The organism is Streptococcus sp. 9.1 (assembly GCF_016648815.1).
In the GTDB taxonomy this organism is placed as follows: Bacteria; Bacillota; Bacilli; order Lactobacillales; family Streptococcaceae; genus Streptococcus; species Streptococcus salivarius_E.
Window position 1 is genome coordinate 51839 of record NZ_JACLQS010000004.1, and the last position, 16016, is coordinate 67854.

Genomic DNA, 16016 nt, shown 5'->3' on the forward strand with positions numbered 1-16016 from the left:
TGATACCAAGTTCCCTAAAGTAAACCTTTTCATGATAAAATAGAACAAATGTAGAACAAGGAGTAATTATGAGTAAGAGAGCTGTGTTGATGATGACCTTTGGGTCACCAGAAGAGATTACCTATGAAGGAGTAGCAGAGTTTTTCACGAATATCCGGCGTGGTGTTCGTCCTGAACCACATGAAATTCAGACTTTATATGACAATTACGTCCGAATTGGTGGAACTCCACTTCAAAGGATAACTAGAGAAGAAGTGGATTTGGTTGCTTCTGCTCTTGGAAATCAAGCGTCGGTCTACTTTGCTAATAAATTTTCCCGCCCTTTTATCACTGATGTAATCAAAGAGATGGAGAATGACGGAATTGAAGAATGTTTGTGCTTGATTTTAGAGCCTCATTATTCTTACTATTCTGTCATGGGATATGAGAAATTTTTAGAAAGTGAGCAGATTAGGTTCCAAATTATCAAGGATTGGTACCAAGAACCTTCACTCCTTCACTATTGGGCTGATGAGATTAGAAATATTTTAGATCAAATTAGAGATGACAGCTATAAGGTGATTTTTTCAGCTCATAGTGTCCCAGTTTTAGCCCTTGATTTTGGCGATCCTTATATCGATCAGATTTATGACAATACTCGCTTGATTGTGGAAATTTTAGGACTTGAAGAAGACCAGTATACCAATACATGGCAGAGTGAAAGTGATATTGGTATTCCTTGGATTAAACCTGATGTCTTAGAATACCTTCATGATGAGAAGGAACACCCTGACCACTATATTTTTGTCCCGATAGCTTTTATTAGTGAGCATATTGAGGTTCTTTTTGATAATGATGTGGAGTGTAAGGAGCTTTGTCATGAGCTTGGTGTGGCCTATCACCGTCCTCCTATGCCAAATAGCGATTCTCGTTTGATTAAAGCCCTTCTTTCAACCATTCAGTCTCATATAGACGGTGACTATCGTTACTATCATCCTCAGCTAGAGACTTTTGATGAGTTGGAAGCTCCTTCAAACACAGGACAGATTTTAGAAGAGGAGGAAGATATTCAGATGCCTGATTTCGTCAAAAAATTGATTGCTAAAAAAGGTCGAGAGAATGTCAAGATGCCATATCTAGTAAAGAAAATGCTTGAAAAGAAGTATGGAAAAAAATATGATTAAGTAACTAAATATGACCGTAATAGGGAGTGTTTGATGTGAGCGATCTCTTGTTAAAAAGTATATACTATCAGTAACGAAAGAATAGAGGTTATTAAATGAAATCAGCAGTTTATACCAAAGCTGGGCAGGTCGGCATTGAGGAAATCAAACGTCCAAGCATTCAAGAGGCAGATGATGCCATTATCAAGATAGTACGTACTTGCGTTTGTGGATCGGACCTTTGGAGTTACCGTAATCCGGAAATGGAAGAAGGACATAGAAATAGCGGTCATGAGGCTATCGGAATTGTCGAAGAAGTTGGCGAGGAAGTTACTACAGTAAAACCAGGTGACTTTGTCATTGCCCCTTTCACACATGGTTGTGGACAGTGTGATGCCTGTCGTGCTGGTTTTGATGGCTCTTGTGACAACCACCCAGGTAATAACTGGTCTGGGGGCGTGCAGGCTGAGTATATCCGTTTCCACTTTGCCAACTGGGCCCTTGTCAAAATTCCTGGGCAACCTTCAGATTATAGTGAAGGCATGCTCAAGTCACTTTTGACACTGGCTGATGTCATGCCGACGGGTTACCATGCGGCGCGTGTGGCTAATGTGCAAAAAGGTGATAAGGTGGTCGTTATCGGAGATGGGGCTGTTGGTCAATGTGCTGTCATCGCAGCTAAGATGCGTGGTGCTTCACAAATTGTCCTTATGAGTCGTCATGAAGATCGTCAAAAAATGGCTTTGGAGTCAGGAGCGACAGCAGTTGTTGCTGAACGTGGCGAAAAAGGAATTGCCAAAGTTCGTGAAATCCTCGGGGGAGGAGCAGATGCAGCTCTCGAATGTGTCGGTACAGAAGCAGCGGTAGATCAAGCTCTTGGCGTGCTTCATAATGGTGGTCGCATGGGATTTGTTGGTGTTCCACACTATGAAAATCGTGCCATTGGATCAACCTTTGGACAAAATACAACGATTGGTGGCGGACCAGCCTCTGTCACAACCTATGATAAACAAGTTTTGTTAAAAGCTGTTCTTGATGGCGACATCAATCCAGGCCGAGTCTTTACGACAAGTTATAAATTGGAAGATATTAATCAAGCCTATAAAGATATGGATGAACGCAAGTCTATTAAGGCTATGATTGTGATAGAGTAACGAATTAAGTCGATCACTTTTGATTGCGGAAAAGAATTTTCTAATTGGAAATCTATTTCGAATGCACATGACATTGATATTTTCTTTGCGGATACAGGATGTCCTGAGCAACGAGGTCTCAATGAACATTCTAATGGCTTATTAAGACGAAATGGACTACCTAAACAAATGGATTTTACGAATATTTCTCAAAATTATTTATCACCTCCAGCTGATAAAAGAAATAGACTTCCTAGGAAGTCTTTGAATTATCAAACACCATACCAAGTTTTTCTGAGTTACATGAAAAATCTAACTTAATTTGACAATTTAGGGAGATAAAAATAGGGAGTGGAAAAAGCCCAACCAGACAAATCTTCAAAGAAAGATTTGTTTTTTTTTAAAACTTTTGGTTGACAAATGTAAACCTTAGGAGTAGAATAACATTGTAAGGTTTACAAATGTAGATTTAAAAAGGAGAGGTCATGCAAATTTCCAATGCGGAATGGCGCATCATGAAGATTATCTGGATGGAAGGCAAGCAGACCAGCACGGATTTGATCGCCGTCTTGTCCGAGCGCTTTGACTGGTCGAAGTCGACCATCAAGACTCTCTTGACCCGCTTGGTGGAGAAAGGCTGTCTGACCAGAGAAAAATCTGGCAAAGCCTTTGTCTACTCGGCTTTGTTGAAGCAGGACCAGGGTTTAGACTTGGTGGTTGAGGATGTGAAAGACAAGGTTTGCTCAAAAAGAATTGTCCAGGTGCTTGAAAACTTGATTCAGGAGAGTGACTTTACGCTTGCAGATCTTAATCAGCTACAGCAGGTCCTGGAAGAAAAGAAAGCTGAGGCTGTCGAAACAGTCCCTTGCAATTGTATGTAATAGAAAGAAGGAATTTCCATGTTTGGATTGTTAATAAGTATTGTTTGTTTACTTGGGGTTGCTTTTATTGCTTGGTGGTTCTTTGCAGAGCATGAAAAGGTAAGCGGCCACGCTCGTCAGAAATCAGGTTATCAAGAAATTGAAGTCGAAGTCATGGGGGGCTATTCGCCTGAAACCATTGTCCTGAAAAAGAATGTTCCAGCCCGGATCATCTTTAATCGCAAGGATCCATCTTCATGTCTGGCTCAAGTGATCTTTCCAGATTTTGGCGTTCATGAAGATTTGCCTTTAGGTGAAAAACATGTCATTGAAATTACGCCAGAAAAAGCGGGCGAATATGGGTATTCATGTGGAATGAACATGATGCATGGTCAAATGATTGTGGAATAAAGGAGTAGGTATGGTAGAAAAACAAAAAGCAGTTGTGGAAAACGGAGTGCAAAAGATCCGTATTACAGCAGAAAAGGGCTATAGTCCCAAAGAATTTCAACTTCAGAAAGGAATCCCTGCTGAAATCACCTTCCATCGGGTCAATCCTTCCGGCTGTTACAAGGAAATTTTGTTTGAAGATCAGGGGATTTTAGAGCCTTTGGAAGTCGGTGTGGATAAGGTGATATCCTTTACCCCGACAGAAACAGGGTTCTTTGAGTTTTCATGTGGAATGAAGATGCAAAAGGGTTCCTACACGGTTGTGGAAAAACGCCGTCGTGTCTTAAGTTTACGGGGTCGCTTTTGGATTACTAGTATCTTTACCCTTCCTTTATTGATCTTGATGATCGGGATGTGGGCAGGATTTGTATCCCATCCAGTCAGTCGCTGGGGGACTTTTCTAGCGACAACGCCGATCATGTTGGTAGCAGGAGTACCTTTTATCAAGAGTGCCTGGGCCTCATTTAAGAAGCACCATTCCAATATGGATACCTTGGTAGCTCTTGGAACCCTGGTAGCCTATGTCTATAGTGTATTTGCCCTTTTTACTGGTCAGCCAGTATACTTTGAGGCTGCGGGTTTTATCATCTTCTTTATCCTCTTAGGGCAAATCTTTGAAGAACGGATGCGTAACAATGCCTCCGAGGCTGTGGAAAAGTTGTTGGATTTGCAGGCAAAAACGGCTCAAGTTCTCCGTGATGGGAACTATGTCGAGGTGGCGGCAGAAGATATCCAAATTAATGACTTGATTCGGGTCCGTCCTGGGGAAAAGATTGCGGTTGATGGGACGATTGTAGAAGGGAGTACGACCATTGATGAGTCGATGGTGACAGGTGAAAGCTTACCTGTGGAAAAATCAGTTGGTGATGCAGTGATCGGCTCCACTATCAACAGCAATGGGACCATTCTCTTTAAGGCTGAAAAAGTCGGTAGTGAGACCCTCTTATCTCAAATTGTGGACTTTGTCAAAATGGCCCAATCCAGTCGTGCTCCTATTCAAGATTTGACGGATAAGATTTCAGGTATCTTTGTTCCAGTGGTGACGATTTTGGCCATTGCGACTTTCTGGGTTTGGTCCGTGCTTCTGGGCGCATCGCTTCAAGAGGCCATGCTCTATGCAGTATCTGTCCTCATTATTGCCTGTCCTTGTGCCCTTGGTTTAGCAACCCCAACAGCCCTGATGGTCGGAACCGGCCGTAGTGCCAAGATGGGGGTTCTGATTAAAAATGGAACAGTTCTTCAAGAAGTGCAAAAGATTCAAACCGTTGTGTTTGATAAGACAGGGACCATTACCATTGGCCAACCACTTGTAACCGATGTTGTAGGAGATGAAGCGCGTGTCTTGACACTGGCTGCTAGTCTTGAAACTTTTTCAGAACATCCACTAGCCCAAGCGGTGTTATCCCAAGCAGAAGAAAAAGGTTTGGTGTTATCCCCTGTGGAAAACTTCCAAGCGATTGAAGGAAAAGGGGTCCAAGGTCAAATCGACCAGCAGTTGGTGACCTTGGGAAATGGTAAACTTCATGACGGGACAGCGATGGATCCGGAGCTTGAAAAACGGATGGTAGAGTTGCAAGAGCAGGCCAAAACAGTGATCAATTTGGCTGTGGATGGGCAAGTGATTGGCTTGATTGCCATTCAAGATGCTCCGAAGGCCAGCTCAAAAGAAGCGATCAAAAAGCTCAAAGAACGGGGCTTGAAAACGGTCATGTTAACGGGGGATAATGAACGGGTGGCCCAAGCTATTGCTAAGCAAGTGGGAATTGACACCGTCATTGCTGATGTCCTTCCTCAAGAAAAAGCTAGCGCCATCCAAAAACTGCAAGAAGCTAGCAAGGTCGCGTTTGTTGGAGATGGGATCAATGATGCTCCAGCTCTCTCGATCGCGGATGTGGGGATCGCTATGGGATCTGGAACGGATATTGCGATCGAGTCCGGTGGCATCGTGCTCACGCAAAATGATTTGCTTGGCGTTGTGCGCGCCTTTGACATGAGTCAAAAGACCTTCCGCAGGATCTTACTCAATCTCTTCTGGGCCTCTATCTACAATATCCTTGGGATTCCAATTGCTGCTGGAGTCTTTGTAGGACTGGGATTGACCCTCAATCCAGAACTAGCAGGTCTTGCTATGGCCCTTAGTTCTGTGTCTGTTTTGACTAGCTCGCTGCTTCTCAATGTTGCGAAAATTGATTAGACTCAATAAAAAAATGGTACAGAATTCATTTAATATTCTGTACCATTTTTTTGTCTTCTTCTACAGTCATCAGAGTATCGTGAATAGGTACTTAACATCAGAGGTTTTCGTGAGACAATAAAAGCTGATTGAAATAATCTTTCTTGAATAGAACACAAAAAAGACATATTTCTGACTAAAACAGATTCATGCCTTTTTTTAGGTGTTATGATTTAATCATCTATTTTCCTTGATTATAAGCTAAAAGATTTTATGAAATCATATAATCAGTTTGCATTTTTTGATATAATAATTCTTAAAACTTAGGAGGTAACAGATGATACACAAACATGAAATCCCAATTTTAGAGTTTGATGACAATCCTCAGGCTGTGATTATGCCGACCCATGAGGATTTAGGTTTGGACTTGCCGCCTAGGTGTGTTTACGGCTTTTTAGAGGAAGAAGTCGATCGCTATGCGACTTCTGTTGGCGCTGAAAAAGTTGGTGAATTTGTCTCTGCAACCAAAACCTATCCTGTTTATGTCATGACTTACAACGGGGAGGAGATTTGCTTAGCTCAAGCTCCAGTTGGATCAGCTGCAGCTGCACAATTTCTTGATTGGCTAATTGGTTATGGCGTAAAGCAAATCATATCAACTGGAACTTGTGGCGTCTTGGTAGACATGCCAGAGAATGTTTTTTTGATTCCGACGAGAGCTTTGCGAGATGAAGGTGCAAGTTACCACTATGTTGCGCCATCTCGCTATATAGACATGAATGAAAAAGCTCTTGTAGCCATTGAGAAAACTTTAAAGCAAAAGAAAATCCCCTATGAAGAGGTCATGACCTGGTCGACAGATGGCTTTTATAGGGAGACATCGGACAAGATTTCCTATCGTATTGAAGAGGGCTGTAGTGTTGTAGAGATGGAATGTGCCGCACTAGCAGCAGTTGCTCAATTTCGTGGAGCTATTTGGGGCTTACTTCTCTTTACTGCAGATTCCCTTGCAGATATAGAGAATTACAATCAACGAGATTGGGGTTCAGAGGCTTTTGATAAGGCTTTAGAGCTTTGTCTGGATATCATTGTCCAGATGTAATCCTAATTCAATAGAAAAAGAGCATGACTATATAATCGTGCTCTTTTTAGATTTAAATTATTATTTCAAAATATCACAAAATTCTTGGGTGGTATCAGCTATAAAATCAGGATTTTCTGCCAAAAGGGTTTCGTTTTTCCCAAATCCCCAGGTCACCGCTATTGTTTTGATGCCAACCGTTTTTCCACCAATCAAGTCGAACTTGGTATCACCAACAATGACCGACTGGTCTTTAGGTGCTTGATTTTCAGTAATGGCACGCTGCAAGACATCAGCCTTATGAAAGGCACTAGGAGTAGATCCATAAATGCCATCAAAATATTCAGTAATTCCAAGGTGTTGGCACATCTCCAGAGCGATAGGTTCATTTTTTGAAGTTGTAATAAAGATTCTCTTGCTAGAAGCTTGACTAAGTTGTTGAAGGATTTCTTTTATGCCATCATAGAGCTGAGCCTCCAATTGCCCTTTAGTCTCATAATAGTCACGATAAATTTTGACAGCTTGGTCAGCACCTTCTTCACTAATCTCTTCTTTAAAGGTTACTTCGAGAGGTGGTCCCATAAAGGTACGAATTTTCTGATCACTAGGAACAGGGAGGCCTAGTCTTTCAAAGGTTTGAACAAAACCATTGTGGATTCCCTCAGAACTATCAACGAGAGTCCCATCAAGGTCGAAAAAAATGTGTGTGAGTGTCATAGAATTCTCCAATATAGTGTCCTTGGTTTATTATATCATGATAAAAACGGTTTAAGTGGTTAGGTCTATTTATCATTCTAAAGTTGACATAACTTTTTTATGTGTAACGGTACGTTCTTGCTTATTTCCAAGTGCTTTGATACGAGCTTCCAGAAGAATAGGACGACCTTGAACACTTCGCGTATAAATGAGGTTATATTTTCCTACACTTTTTTGGATGTGTCGGAGGAAAGACTCTGCATCTGCCTTACGCTTTTCAAACATACTTGGAACGGCAAAAAATTCGGTTTGATCTTTCACCTTGTGACAAGACTTTAAGATATAGCGTTGATTTTCGATAGGAGCGAAAAACTCAGTCAAAGCCTGAGCAAAGATTTCTTTCTCCCTCATGCTAGCACCCTTGAGATAGATAGCGTTATAAATCACCTGTTTACTATCTTTTACCACTCTAGGAGCAGACTCTTCAGTCTCAATCTGACCTGAATCAAGAAGGGCTTGGTGGATAGCTTTACCAAATGTTTCTAACCGTTTATAAGGACTCCTGTAGATAAAATATCTTCCCCAGAAGACAGCCAGTAGAAGAAGAGCAAGTAGAAGTATCGGTAGACTATGAACAAACGGCTTTCCAACAATAAAGTATTTTGTTACATCAATGATAAAATAAGTGGCAGCAAAGGCTTGGAAAATAAGAAAGGCCTTCATCCAATCATTAAGGTATGCCAACGGTAGAAATTGTTTGTCGATCTCAACTTGGTTGACCACTTCCATATCTTCATATAGTGGGAGAGCTTGTTGCCAACGGTCCTTAAGCTCCTGACGTTTTTGAGAAAGTGTAATGGCATTTTGATTAAGTTTTTCTAGACCCTTTTGACTAAAAGTTATTTGATTGAGGTCAAGGCGATCAATGCCTGATTCGATAGTGGGCTCTTGATAATGGAGACCTAGAAACTGTGTCATACGCCTTTCTAACAAGTCTAGGTCAGGACTAAGTCCATACAATTGTAGCTCTAATGTCTCGTCATATTTTTCTTCGGCATTTTGAATCTCAATCCATTTCTTTGGTGATAAATTAATAGAAACCAAATGCCAGATATTACTTGTTTTATTAGGATTGTCAGGCCAAACACGGATGGCACGACCTCGCATCTGATTGCTTAGCATGAAACTTCCAACAAAACTAGCTAAAATAAGTGAGTTAACACAAGGTGCATCCCAACCTTCGCCTAACAAGGACTTTGTCCCAATAACCACCTGGATATGTCCTTCTTGGAAAAGCTGGGTAAGGGCAGTAACCAAATCATGATAGGAACCAGAAATACTGACCTTAAGATAGTCCTCTTGGCTCAACTGTCCAATAACATCATAGGATAAACGAGAATTAGGAATGAGTCGCTCTAGATGTTCTTTAGCTGAAGTTGGAATAACCACTAAACTTCCTGTCAATACAACCACAGGCACCGTCCAAGACTGTTCAATCAATTCTCTACGAATAGATTCAAAGTAAGAGAGGACACCTAATTGGGTAAATTGAGCATTGTTATCACCTAAATGAATTTGAAAATCCTTACGTATAAAGTCTGTCAAAACAAGTTGACGGAGATTATTTCCTAGAGCTTGATATTCTGCCTTAAAAATATCTCTAACAGCATTGAGTTTTCCCAATGATTGATTAAGCAGGACATCTTGTTTCTTATTCCGGATAAGTTTAACTTGATTTCTTTCGATAAGACCGTTTGCTTTCAAATCACTTTTCAATTGGTTAAAGGCTTCCTCAGTAAATCCAAACCAATTTGGAACCTGAAAAATAATGCCATTAAGCAAGATTTCAAACCAATCAAGCGTAAAAGTTGGCAAGGCTTTTGCAGCGAGAAGTTCTTGAAAACGTTGAGGAAAAGGCAATTCTTTAGACCGTAAGAAAATCAGGATAGCAGAAAGATATTTAGGATTAGCCAATAGGTCATCATCGTCAATTTGGCCACTTAGTGCTGGACTAGACTGAATAGTGTTCGAAAAGTTTATATCTGAAGACAGTTTAGTTAGAAAGTTAAGTTTCTGCTTTTCAAACCGGTCCAATTGTGCACGTTCTTCCTTTGTTGGAAAGGCGAAGTAGACATAGTCTTGGTGAGGACAGAGCGTCCCTTCCTTAACCAGTTCAGGCACTGTAATTTCTTCATCAATCTCACCACACATGCTAATATAACGTTCCCAAAGTGCAGGTTCTCCCTCGTATGGGGGTGTTGCTGTCAAGGAAATCATCTTAATTTTAGGAAAGGATTTACGAAAAATCTCTAAACTCTTCCACCATTCGTTTCTTAAATGATGGCACTCATCCAAACAAAGAGTCCCTAAATCTAGGTCCTCAAAGGTTTTTCGAATATCGAAATCTTGAAAATCGAAATGCTCTTGTTGAGCCTCATCATCTGTGTCTTCAATAAGACTATTGCCCACGACTTGGTTCATAGCACTGTGCAGTGCCTGATAGGTCGCAACCGTAATTACTTTTGGATTTTTTAAATCCTGTGAAATAATCTGCTCTGCTTGGTTAGCATCACTTAAAAAAGCTTGTTTAATCCGATCTACCCATTGTTGACGGATGGTAACTGTTGGAACTAAAATTAAAGTTGGCTTACCAAAACGTCGAATAAATTCAATTCCCAAGGTTGTTTTTCCAGAACCAGGAGCAGCCACCAAGTGAATCTTACCATCCTCCATAAAGCTTTCGGCTTTATCGAGAACACGCTGTTGGTACTGTCGCCATTGTCCCTTAAATGAAAGCTGATCTAACATAATTTCCCTCCAATGTTATCTATCATTATAACACAGTTCAGATAACTAAAAGGTTGTTATTAGGGCTGAACAATCCTAATGAAGGATTGTTTTAATGGTTAAAACAAAAGAATCAAAAATATAGGCTTGAACAAATCAGTAAGTGATTGACATTAAAGAAGTTTTAAGATAACTTTAAAGTAACGATTTAATCCGATTTTACCGAGGAGTTGCCATGAAAAAAATAAATCTTCTTTATTTATTAGCTATTCTGGCCATCATTTCTGGTCTTTTACTGTATTACTTGCCAGACATGACGTCTAGACATAATGCAGAGTCAAATAAAGCAAGTCAGACTTTTAAGGAGAAAACGATTGTCCATGATTTTGGTACGACAGAGTTGAAAAAAGCTCCAAAACATATCGTTATCCTCGACAACCTCTATGGCGAAATCTTAGATCCTCTGGATATTACTCCAGTAGGAGCGACAACTGGTCAAGCTGATAGTCAAGAATTTTCAACCCTCTTTAAGAAACAATACAAGGATGCTAAAGTGGTTTCAGTTGGTTGGCAGGGTAATCCAGATTTGGATAAGATTGCTGAGTTAAAACCTGATTTAATCCTTATGACAGGCGAGCAGGAAGACCTCTACGAGGAGCTGTCTGAAATTGCACCGACTGTTGGTTACCAAATCAACACCGATGAAAATTGGGACTATCATGAAACCTCTCTCAAGGTGGCAGAAATCTTTGATAAACGTGATGAGATGAAGAAGGACCTCGATAGATTGGATGCTAGGGAGGCCGTTTTCGCAGAGAATGTCAAAGCCAAGTTTGGCAACCAGAAACTCATGTATCTGCGCGTGACTGACAATGACATCCGTTATTATGCTTACGGGCATTTTGGTTATCTCTATGATACTTATCATTTCAATCGAGCGGAAACCTTCAATCCAGATGATATGTTCCAAGTTATCGATCCAGATAAATTAAAAGACATTAATCCGGACCTCCTGATTGTTCAAGCGGATTCTCAAGAACTCCTAGATAACAAACTTAAAAATACCCCTGTCTGGACTAGCCTTAAGGCTGTTCAAAATAACAAGGTCATCTATGCTGACTACTCAACCTACATGCTGGGCTTTGGGATTGTCTCCCAAGAAGCTATTATGAAACAGATTTCTGATGAATGGGGATTAAATTAAACTAAAAACGACCATGACGGTCGTTTTTCTATGTTCAAAAAAGTTTAACTGACAAACAAACGTTTAATATGTTTCCTCAAGGCAAAATAGAGCTGAATGGTCATGGGAATCCAAATCAAGGGCTCGCATAGGATAACGCCAAGGTAGCCCATAGAAGGAATAACCAAAAGAACAAAGAGAATTTTTCCAAAAAGCTCAATGAAACTAGAGGTTAAAGGTGTGAGTTTTTTACCTAGGCCTTGGAGACTATTTCTGAAAATAAAGAGCATCCCCAAAATAGGATAAAAGAGAGAACTGATACGGAGGTAGCGACTGGCATTGTCAATAATCACAGCATTATCAGAACCAGAGATAAGACCAGCCAAGAAGGGACTTGCTATATAGAGAAGGGCACAAGCAATGACAGACCAGGTGATAGAAACAAGACTTGATTGTTTTAAGCCAGCTACTATGCGTTTAAACTGTTTGGCCCCGAAATTCTGAGAGGTAAAGGTGGTCACCCCAGCAGCAAGTGAGGTCAAAGGGAGAACTGCGAAGGACATAATGCGTCTTGCCGCAACCTGAGCACTGATGATAAGAGGGCCAAAACCGTTAATGGCATACTGCAAAGTCACTGTACCAATAGAAACAATGGAATTCATAAGTCCCATGGCCATCCCTTGTCCAAAAAGGTCTAAATAAAGGCTTGAATCAAGAACAAAGTCTGACTTGCTTGGTAGAAGGAAGGTCACTTTTTTCTTAATATAGTAAAGACAGAGGATAGCTGAAAGTCCCTGTGAGATAATTGTCGCTAAGCCTGCTGATTGAACACCAAGATGAAGTTGTGTAATAAAGAAAAGGTCTAAAACGATATTGACTAGAGCTGAAAAAATCAGAAAATAGAGGGCGGTAAGACTATCCCCAACAGCCCTTAAAAGCCCGGCGCAAAGATTATATCCTAAGCTTACCCCAACACAAGACACAATCATAGAAATATACTGGTAGGACTGCCCAATAATAGAAGAAGGCGTTCCTAAAAATCTAAGCAAAGGATAGAGACCAAAATGCCCTAGAATCATAACCAAGGCACTTAAGCCTAAACCAATCACAACGGTGGCCGCCACAGACTGACGAAGTTTCCTAAAGTCTTTGGCACCATAATAACGTGCAATAACAACGCCCATACCATTTCCAACGCCAAGAGCAAAGCCGATAACCAAATCAAAAATAGCAGAAGAAGCTCCTACAGCAGCCAAGGCATCTGGACCTAGAAAACGACCCACAATCATGACATCAGCAGTATTGTAGAGTTGCTGGAAAATATTGGACACTAAGATAGGCAAGACAAAGATTAAAAGAGACCTCAGAATTGGGCCTCGTAAAAGATCAACTGACGCATTTTTCATAGACTTATTATAGCAAGATTGTAATTGTGAAACAATGTTAAAAAGCCATCCTAGGATGACTTTTGCATATTTTTTAGATAGCGGCTAAGTATTTGTGTCATATGATTGTAACCCGCCGCAATCATTGGAATTTGTAAGTAAATATAAGGTAGGGTGTACTGGCTCTTAGTCTCTGATATGAGGTGGAAGAGGATGCCACCGAAAAGATAGAGGAAGGCATAGAGGCCCAGTGTTGCTCCATCTCCCATTCGTTTATAAGTGAAAGCATAGTAGAACGCACCACCAAGATATAGGACCAGGAGATAGCCTTGCATATAGGTCACAAAAAAGAGATGCAGGGTCCCATCGTGATAGATAGAGGTCGCAAACCTATTCCACAAAGGCTGAAACTTGTCTTTACTTGGGCCGTTCCAGATGGACTGGAAGCTTCCCTCTGTCCAGGAACTGATAAACTTGATTCTGAAAAACCAACTAGCCTCATCGGGATGTGCTAGGAGGTATTGAACACGCTTATCAAAAAGATGATTGGCGCTTTTTTCAATCTTTTCGATATTGCCCTTTTTCTTAGCATAAATGTCACGGACATAGCCGGTATACCATCCTGGCATTCGTTTAGAATCGGGTTTGTCCTGTAAGCCCATGGCCAACCAAGCAATCTGAGGTGTTCCAGGAATTTTTTGATGAGTGGTAATCTCATAGTAACTGGTTGTCGCTTTATGCAAGGTAATCGGAAAGGCAAAGAAAGCCAAAACCAAAAGTAAATAGCGGTAACGTTTCTCTCTGAGAGTCATTAGTATCAAAATACCAGATAATGCAACAATGAGAATAATATTATTGTTTCTTACCCAGTAAGCCAAGGTTAGCATAATCACCGAAACTATAGCGTTTCTAACCTTACCATGCCTCAAATAGCGTAAGAAAAACAGAATAGCAAAACTGGAGAAGAACAAGCCATACATGAGCCCGTAAGCAAACATAATGTTGAAAACTAGAGGTAAAAAACCAAAGCTCATGATGACAGCCAAACGACTGACTAACGGTTTCGTAAACAGTTCATCCGTGATTTTCCATGTCGCATAGTTCATACCAATGACCATGCCAAGATTCAATACATAGAAAACCGAGATGACCGGCAAAGGAATCAGATAGAGAACCAAGCGTTCAAAACTAAGCAATCCTAACTGATGAGGATAGCGGTAGAAGTAGGCTCCTGGTTTAATTAAGGAGAAGTTGCCAGCATTAAACTGGACCGCCCCTTTAAAGACAGTACCTGCATCGTCTCGACCAGCAAAACTAGTCAGAAAAATCAAAAGTAGGCCAAAAACCATAAAGCAAACGGAAAAAAAGATGAAAATCTGCTTTGTTGTCAGTTCCTTTAAGATTTTGCGCCAGAAAAGTGTCAAAAGCAGAATGACACCACCTGAAACATAAACATACCAAGGAACGCTACTAATCTCTGCCCACTCAAAGTATCCAGTCATCATGGTCGTGCGAATGAGCAAAGCAGTCACAAATAATAGCCCGAAGACTAAGAGCCCCACAGAGCGCCCTAACCATTCTAAAACAGAACTCGTATATGACATAAGAGCCTTCATACTGAAAGTCTCCTTTAATATTGGTAATTACCCTTATAGTTTAGCACAGTCGTCGGAAAAATGTAATGAAAACTTGAGGAAGACTATTTTTAGCTGTAAAGTTAAGAATGAAGGGCATAATATAATAATTTAGTTTATTGAAATAATGAGTAGAAAAACTATCTATATATTTATAAAAATTAGTCTATAAAGATCAAATAGGTAATAGTAAAACACCCCAGTAAGTTAGACTTTTTCTTTCTAACTTACTGGGGTGACTTTGAACCAAACTTTTTAATGGTGATTATTTGGAGTTTCATCGATAAATTTGACGATTTCATTTGGACTACAATCTAAAATTCTACAGAGTTTTTCGAGAGTCAATAGAGTTATATTCTTATCTTTTTTTAGACTATCTAGTGTCTTATTATCAATACCAGATTTCAATAATTTATATTGCGAAATTTGTTTAATTTTCATTGTATTCCAAAGTGGATCATAACTTATAATCGTCATCAACTCCTTTTATTAGATTATAAGTAAATATTTAAACTCTTCATATTGTGATTATATCCACAATATGTTAAAATACCTGAAAAGGAGATTTAAAATGACAGATTATGAAAAAATAGAACAAGCAAAATCAGAGTTAAAGTATGCATTAGAATTTGTCCCCAAAAAGTTTCATTCACCCAATTTCGAAGATGTGACTAGTTGGGAAGCATATCTTTATGGAAAAATTGTAAGTAAAGTTTGGACACCGGTTACAGAAGATGGGGAGTTTCAAACATATATGGTATCTAATGGTGAAGGTGGTGGTTCCAAAACCTTTGCTTATGTGGAAAAATATGTTCCATACAATAGTGTCATAAATGTTGTTTCAAATGAAAATACGGATCCTAGGAAAAGTAGGATACTTGCTTTTGATGCAGCGGTTTGGGCAGTTAGGGCCGAAGATGTGATGAATTATTTTTGGTTTCTCAAACAAGTAGAGGATGATTTAAGGGCTATAAAATTAAGTGTTGCTGGTTGGATATTTAGAGTAATTGGAACACTTTTTGTTATTGACCGTTTTAACGATTTAGGATCACTTTCTCAATCAATACTCGGTTTCCTAAGTAAACCTTTCGAATTTTTGTTATGTTGTTTGGCTCTACCTCTGCTTTGGTTCCCTGTATATATTGCATTTAAGCGTCGAAATGATAATAAGCCGAAAGTAGAAGAAGTGGTAAAAAAATGTGAAGAAGCACTAAGAATTAGAGATTATTTCTTACAAATGCAATCTAACATTCCATTTGTATCTGCTCGACATAGAAGTGGCGCTGATGTAGATGCTAATGCTTTGATTTATATTGTTAGCTTAATTGATCAAGGTCGTGCTTGTAATTTAGCGGAAGCACAAAATATCTATGAACAAGACAAGCAAGCATACATGATGAATAACCATTTTGAGGAGATGCAGCGTCAGATGGCATATAATAATAAGATGACAACAATAAATACGTTCGCAAATATTTTATCTAAAAAATAG

Annotated in this window: 13 protein-coding genes and 1 pseudogene; 9 read left to right on the forward strand and 5 right to left on the reverse strand. The window is 39.9% G+C overall.

Annotated features, from left to right (window positions below; all coding sequences use genetic code 11):
- Positions 1-68: 68 nt before the first annotated feature.
- The 7 genes and pseudogenes from hemH to H7T93_RS04620 all read left to right on the forward strand — a co-directional run bounded on the left by hemH (position 69) and on the right by H7T93_RS04620 (position 6860).
- Entirely contained in the window at positions 69-1163 is a 1095-nt protein-coding gene (hemH, locus tag H7T93_RS04590; RefSeq protein ID WP_201041630.1) for a ferrochelatase, read from the forward strand.
- A gap of 95 nt (positions 1164-1258) precedes the next feature.
- Positions 1259-2296: a zinc-binding dehydrogenase gene (locus H7T93_RS04595; protein ID WP_073688762.1), complete on the forward strand. Its 1038-nt coding sequence runs from the start codon at positions 1259-1261 to the stop codon at positions 2294-2296.
- Between the two features lie 6 nt (positions 2297-2302).
- Positions 2303-2596: pseudogene (locus tag H7T93_RS04600) on the forward strand (IS30 family transposase); the annotation flags it as partial.
- 164 nt (positions 2597-2760) lie between these two features.
- The gene (locus tag H7T93_RS04605) at positions 2761-3156 is read left to right on the forward strand and encodes a CopY/TcrY family copper transport repressor (protein ID WP_003013309.1); all 396 of its coding nucleotides are present in this window, start codon (positions 2761-2763) and stop codon (positions 3154-3156) included.
- Between the two features lie 18 nt (positions 3157-3174).
- A complete protein-coding gene (locus H7T93_RS04610; RefSeq protein ID WP_002891015.1) occupies positions 3175-3546 on the forward strand; it encodes a cupredoxin domain-containing protein in 372 nt (123 codons plus the stop codon).
- Between the two features lie 10 nt (positions 3547-3556).
- Positions 3557-5779 (forward strand): heavy metal translocating P-type ATPase, encoded by a 2223-nt coding sequence (locus tag H7T93_RS04615; RefSeq protein WP_260313906.1) that lies wholly within the window; start codon positions 3557-3559, stop codon positions 5777-5779.
- 316 nt (positions 5780-6095) lie between these two features.
- The gene (locus H7T93_RS04620; protein WP_038676074.1) at positions 6096-6860 is read left to right on the forward strand and encodes a nucleoside phosphorylase; all 765 of its coding nucleotides are present in this window, start codon (positions 6096-6098) and stop codon (positions 6858-6860) included.
- A gap of 60 nt (positions 6861-6920) precedes the next feature.
- Here H7T93_RS04620 and H7T93_RS04625 read toward each other — a convergent pair whose 3' ends face one another.
- Entirely contained in the window at positions 6921-7556 is a 636-nt protein-coding gene (locus H7T93_RS04625) for an HAD hydrolase-like protein (RefSeq protein ID WP_060775864.1), read from the reverse strand.
- A 72-nt stretch (positions 7557-7628) separates the two neighbouring features.
- Positions 7629-10343, reverse strand: a complete 2715-nt coding sequence (locus tag H7T93_RS04630) for a DEAD/DEAH box helicase family protein (RefSeq protein WP_201041632.1) — start codon at positions 10341-10343, stop codon at positions 7629-7631.
- Positions 10344-10557: 214 nt separating this feature from the next.
- On the opposite strand from H7T93_RS04630, the gene H7T93_RS04635 reads away from it, so the two are divergent.
- Positions 10558-11526: an ABC transporter substrate-binding protein gene (locus tag H7T93_RS04635; protein WP_038676071.1), complete on the forward strand. Its 969-nt coding sequence runs from the start codon at positions 10558-10560 to the stop codon at positions 11524-11526.
- 44 nt (positions 11527-11570) lie between these two features.
- On the opposite strand, the gene H7T93_RS04640 is transcribed toward H7T93_RS04635, so the two are convergent.
- The 3 genes from H7T93_RS04640 to H7T93_RS04650 form a co-directional block, all read right to left on the reverse strand.
- Positions 11571-12911: an MATE family efflux transporter gene (locus H7T93_RS04640; protein ID WP_201041633.1), complete on the reverse strand. Its 1341-nt coding sequence runs from the start codon at positions 12909-12911 to the stop codon at positions 11571-11573.
- Positions 12912-12961: 50 nt separating this feature from the next.
- Positions 12962-14506, reverse strand: a complete 1545-nt coding sequence (locus H7T93_RS04645; protein WP_201041634.1) for a hypothetical protein — start codon at positions 14504-14506, stop codon at positions 12962-12964.
- Between the two features lie 273 nt (positions 14507-14779).
- Positions 14780-15001, reverse strand: coding sequence for a helix-turn-helix domain-containing protein (locus tag H7T93_RS04650; RefSeq protein ID WP_227039223.1), 222 nt, complete (start codon positions 14999-15001; stop codon positions 14780-14782).
- A 94-nt stretch (positions 15002-15095) separates the two neighbouring features.
- Between H7T93_RS04650 and H7T93_RS04655 the strand changes: the two genes are divergently transcribed.
- A complete protein-coding gene (locus H7T93_RS04655) occupies positions 15096-16016 on the forward strand; it encodes a hypothetical protein (protein WP_201041636.1) in 921 nt (306 codons plus the stop codon).

Excerpts from the sequence above, each read along its gene's own strand:
- hemH (WP_201041630.1), top strand. The coding sequence starts at position 69 with ATGAGTAAGAGAGCTGTGTTGATGATGACCTTTGGGTCACCAGAAGAG.
- H7T93_RS04595 (WP_073688762.1), top strand. The coding sequence starts at position 1,259 with ATGAAATCAGCAGTTTATACCAAAGCTGGGCAGGTCGGCATTGAGGAA.
- H7T93_RS04605 (WP_003013309.1), top strand. The coding sequence starts at position 2,761 with ATGCAAATTTCCAATGCGGAATGGCGCATCATGAAGATTATCTGGATG.
- H7T93_RS04610 (WP_002891015.1), top strand. The coding sequence starts at position 3,175 with ATGTTTGGATTGTTAATAAGTATTGTTTGTTTACTTGGGGTTGCTTTT.
- H7T93_RS04615 (WP_260313906.1), top strand. The coding sequence starts at position 3,557 with ATGGTAGAAAAACAAAAAGCAGTTGTGGAAAACGGAGTGCAAAAGATC.
- H7T93_RS04620 (WP_038676074.1), top strand. The coding sequence starts at position 6,096 with ATGATACACAAACATGAAATCCCAATTTTAGAGTTTGATGACAATCCT.
- H7T93_RS04625 (WP_060775864.1), bottom strand. The coding sequence starts at position 7,556 with ATGACACTCACACACATTTTTTTCGACCTTGATGGGACTCTCGTTGAT.
- H7T93_RS04630 (WP_201041632.1), bottom strand. The coding sequence starts at position 10,343 with ATGTTAGATCAGCTTTCATTTAAGGGACAATGGCGACAGTACCAACAG.
- H7T93_RS04635 (WP_038676071.1), top strand. The coding sequence starts at position 10,558 with ATGAAAAAAATAAATCTTCTTTATTTATTAGCTATTCTGGCCATCATT.
- H7T93_RS04640 (WP_201041633.1), bottom strand. The coding sequence starts at position 12,911 with ATGAAAAATGCGTCAGTTGATCTTTTACGAGGCCCAATTCTGAGGTCT.
- H7T93_RS04645 (WP_201041634.1), bottom strand. The coding sequence starts at position 14,506 with ATGAAGGCTCTTATGTCATATACGAGTTCTGTTTTAGAATGGTTAGGG.
- H7T93_RS04650 (WP_227039223.1), bottom strand. The coding sequence starts at position 15,001 with ATGACGATTATAAGTTATGATCCACTTTGGAATACAATGAAAATTAAA.
- H7T93_RS04655 (WP_201041636.1), top strand. The coding sequence starts at position 15,096 with ATGACAGATTATGAAAAAATAGAACAAGCAAAATCAGAGTTAAAGTAT.